Annotated in this window: 5 protein-coding genes; all 5 read left to right on the forward strand. The window is 70.8% G+C overall.

Annotation, left to right across the window (positions count from 1 at the left end; all coding sequences use genetic code 11):
• On the forward strand, positions 1 to 1,221 hold a 1,221-nt coding region (locus tag H0X00_RS21875; RefSeq protein WP_293774823.1), incomplete at its 5' end, for an ABC transporter substrate-binding protein.
• Positions 1,218 to 2,663 carry an ABC transporter substrate-binding protein gene (locus H0X00_RS21880; protein WP_293774825.1) on the forward strand — a complete coding sequence of 482 codons (1,446 nt, stop codon included), beginning with the start codon at positions 1,218 to 1,220 and terminating at the stop codon, positions 2,661 to 2,663. The genes H0X00_RS21875 and H0X00_RS21880, both read left to right, overlap by 4 nt.
• 16 nt (positions 2,664 to 2,679) lie before the next feature.
• Complete coding sequence (locus H0X00_RS21885) at positions 2,680 to 3,375, forward strand: ABC transporter ATP-binding protein (RefSeq protein ID WP_293774827.1); 696 nt, start codon at positions 2,680 to 2,682, stop codon at positions 3,373 to 3,375.
• A gap of 1 nt (position 3,376) precedes the next feature.
• Entirely contained in the window at positions 3,377 to 4,090 is a 714-nt protein-coding gene (locus tag H0X00_RS21890) for an AAA family ATPase (RefSeq protein ID WP_293774828.1), read from the forward strand.
• A 74-nt stretch (positions 4,091 to 4,164) separates the two neighbouring features.
• Positions 4,165 to 4,350: a hypothetical protein gene (locus H0X00_RS21895; protein WP_293774829.1), complete on the forward strand. Its 186-nt coding sequence runs from the start codon at positions 4,165 to 4,167 to the stop codon at positions 4,348 to 4,350.
• The last annotated feature ends 127 nt before the right edge of the window (positions 4,351 to 4,477 follow it).

The following is a 4,477-nucleotide window of genomic DNA, read 5'->3' on the forward strand; positions in this document are numbered from 1 at the left end:
GGGCGTGGAAGCACGCCTGCGCCCGGCACCGCGCCGGGCGGCGGTACGGCCACGGCGGCAGCACCCGGCGCCGCGTCGACCAAGGCCTGCACCACGCCAGGCGCGCCGCTGAACCTGGGTCAGATCGGCAGCTTCAGCGGCGTCTTCGGCCCGATCACCGCCTCCGGGCGTACCGCCATGGCGGTCTGGGTCAAGCACGTGAATGCCGCCGGCGGGCTCGCCTGCCACCCGGTCAACGTCTACGCCGTCGACGACGGCGGGGATCCGAGCCGCGGCGCCGCCCTGATCGGCGAGCTCGTCTCCCAGCACCAGGTCCAGGCGCTGGTGGGCGTCATCTCCCTGGCCCTACCCAGGATGATGGGCGCGATCGAACGCTCGAAGCTGCCCGTGGTCGGTGGCGACATGGTCGCGCCCTCGTGGTTCGCGCACCCGCAGATGTTCCCGCAGGGCGGCGGCCTGAACGCGATCATCGACGGCGCGCTCAAGCAGGCGATCGCGAACAAGAAGCTCAAGCACGGGTTGCTCTACTGCGTCGAGTCCAGCATCTGCACCCAGGTCGCCAAGGACCTTCCGCCCCGCGCCAAGGCCCAGGGGGCCGAGGTCGTGTACAGCTCGCCCGTCTCGCTGACCCAAACCGACTTCACCGCGCAGTGCCAGAACGCCAAGAACGCCGGCGTGGACGCGTTCGGGATGGCGGTCGACGGCTCCGGCATCGCCCGGGTGGCCCGCTCCTGCGCTGCCCTCGGCTATTTCCCCCAGTTCGTGACCGGGGGCGGGATCATCAGCGCGGCCCAGGCCCGGGATCCCGGGATGCGGAAGAACACGGTGTCCACCTCCAGCTCGAACGCCCCGTGGATGCTCACCGACACCCCGGGCCAGCGGGAGTACGCCCAGGCCCTGGCGCGCTATGCACCAGGTCTGGAGACCGACGGGCCCTCGATGGTCGCGTGGGCGGCGGCCAAACTGTTCGAGGCGGCCATCGAAAGGCTCGGGGACGGGGCGCGCTCGGCGCCGATCACGACCGCGAACATCTTCACCGGCCTGGGCAAGATCAAGAACGACACCCTCGACGGGCTGTCGCCGCCGATCACTTTCTCTCCCGGGCAGAAGGCGGCACCGGAGCTCAACTGCGTGTACTTCGAACTGCTGACCCCGGCCGGCTGGACAGCGCCCAAGGGCAGCACCCCGGTGTGCACCCAGCCGTTAGGGAGCGGTCGGTGATCTCCTCCGGTCGCGCCGTAGCCGCCGTGCTGCTCGCCGCCACCCTGCTCGTGAGCGGCTGCGGCACGCGGGCCAGCGAGGACGAGGTGCTGGCCGGCGTGAGCACCGGACCGGTGCAGCTCGACCAGACCTCCCTCGACCAACTGGCCGCCGGTGCCCAGGTGCCCGGTGGCGCCCCCACCACGAACGTCCCCGGCACCGTCGACACCGGCACCGTGCCGGGAACCGTCACCACGCCGGGCACGACCGATACCAGCACCATCACGACACCCGGGACGAAGCCGGCCGCTTCGGGCACGACCGCGCAGACCGCGGACGGCAAGTGCACCGGTCAGGGGGCGCCGCTGAATCTGGGTCAGATCGGCAGCTTCAGCGGGGTGCTCGGCGCGATCTCCGCGTCCGCCCGGACCACGCTCGCGATCTGGGCCAAGGCCGTCAACGCGCGCGGCGGCGTGGCCTGCCACCCCGTCACGGTGTTCGCCGCCGACGACGGGGCGGACCCCAGCCGCGGGGCCGCGGCCGCGCAGGACCTGATCGTCAACAAGAAGGTGTCCTCGATCGTCGGCGTCTTCACGCCGCTCTCGATGCCGGCGATCCTGCCGGTGATCGAGAAGTACAAGGTGCCGATCGTCGGCGGCGACGGTGTCGACTTCGCCTGGACCGCGCACCCGCTGCTGTTCCCGCAGGGCGCGAGCCTGGACGGCCTCATCGACGGCGGGCTGCGCCAGACCGTGAGCGAGGGTAAGAAAAGGCTCGGACTGCTGTACTGCGTCGAGGCGAGCATCTGCACGGCGATGGCGAAGATCATCCCGGCCAAGGCCAAGGCCGCAGGCGCCGAGCTGGTCTACCAGTCGCCGGTCTCGCTGACCCAGACCGACTTCACCGCCCAGTGCCAGAACGCCAAGAACGCCGGGGTCGACGGCTTCGGCATGGGTGTGGACGGCTCCGCGATCGCCCGCGTGGCCCGCTCCTGCGCGGCACTGGGGTACTTCCCCCAGTTCATCTCCGGCGGTGGCGTCATCAGCCCCGCGCAGTCCAAGGATCCGGGCATCCGGCGCAACACCTTGTCCGTCGCCAGCGGCAACGCCCCGTGGATGCTCACCGACACTGCGGGCCAGAAGGAGTACGCCGCGGCGCTCGCGACGTTCTCGCCGGGCATGGAGACCGACGGGAACTCGATGACCGCCTGGGCCAGCGCGAAGCTGTTCGAGGCCGCGATCGCGAACCTGGGCACCGCCGGCCGGGACAAGCCGATCCTCGCTGCCGACGTCCTCACCGGGCTGGGCAAGATCAAGAACGAGACCCTGGACGGCCTCGCGCCGCCGATCACCTTCTCCCCCGGGCAGAAGGCCGCACCGTCGATCAAGTGCATCTACTTCGAGCTGCTGACCGACAAGGGCTGGACCGCGCCCAAGGCCAGCAAGTACCAGTGCACGCCGTGAGCTGAGGGAGACAACGATGCTGTCGCTGCGTGAGGTCCATGCCGGGTACGGCGGTACCCGTGTGCTGCACGACGTCACCCTGCACGTGCCGGCCGGCTCGATCGTCGCCCTGCTCGGAGCCAACGGCGCCGGCAAGACCACGGTGCTGCGCGTCGCCGCCGGTTTGGTCAGCCCGACCGCGGGCGCGCTGGTCGTGGACGGCACCGATGTCACCGGCTGGGCGCCGAACGCCCTGGTCGGCAAGGGCGTCTGCCACGTGCCCGAGGGCCGCGGCGTGTTCCCGTCGCTGACGGTGCGGGAGAACCTGGTCGTGCAGTGCAAGCGCGGCGAGGAGGAGAAGACCTACGAGGCGGCCGCGTCGATCTTCCCGGTGCTCGGCCGCCGGCTCGACCAGGTCGCCGGCACGCTCTCCGGCGGCGAGCAGCAGATGCTCGCGCTGATGCGCGCGTACATCCAGAACCCGAGAACGGTCCTGCTCGACGAGGTCTCGATGGGCCTGGCCCCGATCGTCGTCGACGAGATCTTCGAGTTCCTCCGCACGATCGCTGCCGGCGGCGCCAGCCTGCTGCTGGTCGAGCAGTACGTCACCAAGGCCCTCGCGCTCTCCGACTTCGTCTACCTGCTGCACAAGGGTCAGGTCGCGTTCGCCGGTGAGCCCGGCGAGCTGGACGGCGAGGACCTGTTCGCGCGCTACCTAGGCCACGCCGCCTAACGTGGCGCTCCCGATCACCCGCGTCGAGGCGGCTGCGCTCGGCGGGGAGGGCATCTGTTCGAAGCAGTGGCCCGCCTCGCTTCCCGGCGTCGGCATGCTGTTGCGGGACGGACTGGATTTCGGCGCGGCGACGGTGATCGTCGGCGAGAACGGCACCGGCAAGTCCACGATCGTGGAGGGCATCGCCGAGGCCTACGGCCTCCCGGCCGCCGGCGGAACCCCACGGCGCGGGGTCTCCGCCCGGCAGACCGCGCTGGCCCCCGCACTGCGGATAGTGCGCGGGAAGGGCGCCACCCGGCACGGAGTGTTCCTTCGCTCCGAGGCACCCGAGCAGGGCTTCGGCACCACGAACCTGCACGGCGCGATCTCGCCCGGTGCCCGTGCCCACGAGCTCAGCCACGGCGAGTCGTTCCTGACCACGCTGGCCGCGCACCGCGACGACACCGGCCTGGTCGTCCTCGACGAGCCGGAGTCCGGGCTGTCGTTCGGCAGCTGCCTGAGCCTGGTCGCGATCCTCGCCGACCTCGTCACCGACGGCTCGCAGGTTCTGATCGCGACGCACTCCCCCGTCCTCGCCGCGCTGCCCGGAGCGACCATCGTCGAACTCGACGAGGGCGGCTTCCGCTCGGTCGACTGGGAGGACCTGGAACTGGTCCGCAACCAGCGGCGGTTCCTGGCCGACCCGAAGGGCTACCTGCAGCGCCTGCTGAGCTGACCTTCCCCGGAAAATCGGATGCCCCGGAAAATCGGATGCCGCGGCGGGAGCCGCGGCCTACGGTGCCCGCATGCGTGCCTGCCTGGAACCCCGCTCCCTGGACCCCCGCTCCCTGGAATCTTGTGGATGACGCCCTCGCCGCACTGGATGCCGCACACGTGCAGGGTGATGTCGCTGCCGTGCTCGGCGCGCTGGCCCTGCTGGTCGACAACCTGCCGGCCAATGCTCTCGCCGCCCCCTCCGGCTGCGGGACTTTCTGATCTGCATCCCCGAGTCGGACTACGTCTCCGGCGAGACCGTCACCTGCGGCGGCGGCATCCGCATCTGAGGAGTGAAGCCGACATCCCATTCGAAACGTGCGGTGCGTCTGAGGCGCCTCGAACGCCT

The organism is Sporichthya sp. (assembly GCF_013815995.1).
Lineage (GTDB): Bacteria > Actinomycetota > Actinomycetes > Sporichthyales > Sporichthyaceae > Sporichthya.

What these genes read in the sequence shown, in the direction of transcription:
- H0X00_RS21885 (WP_293774827.1), top strand. Translation starts at nt 2,680, where the DNA reads ATGCTGTCGCTGCGTGAGGTCCATGCCGGGTACGGCGGTACCCGTGTG.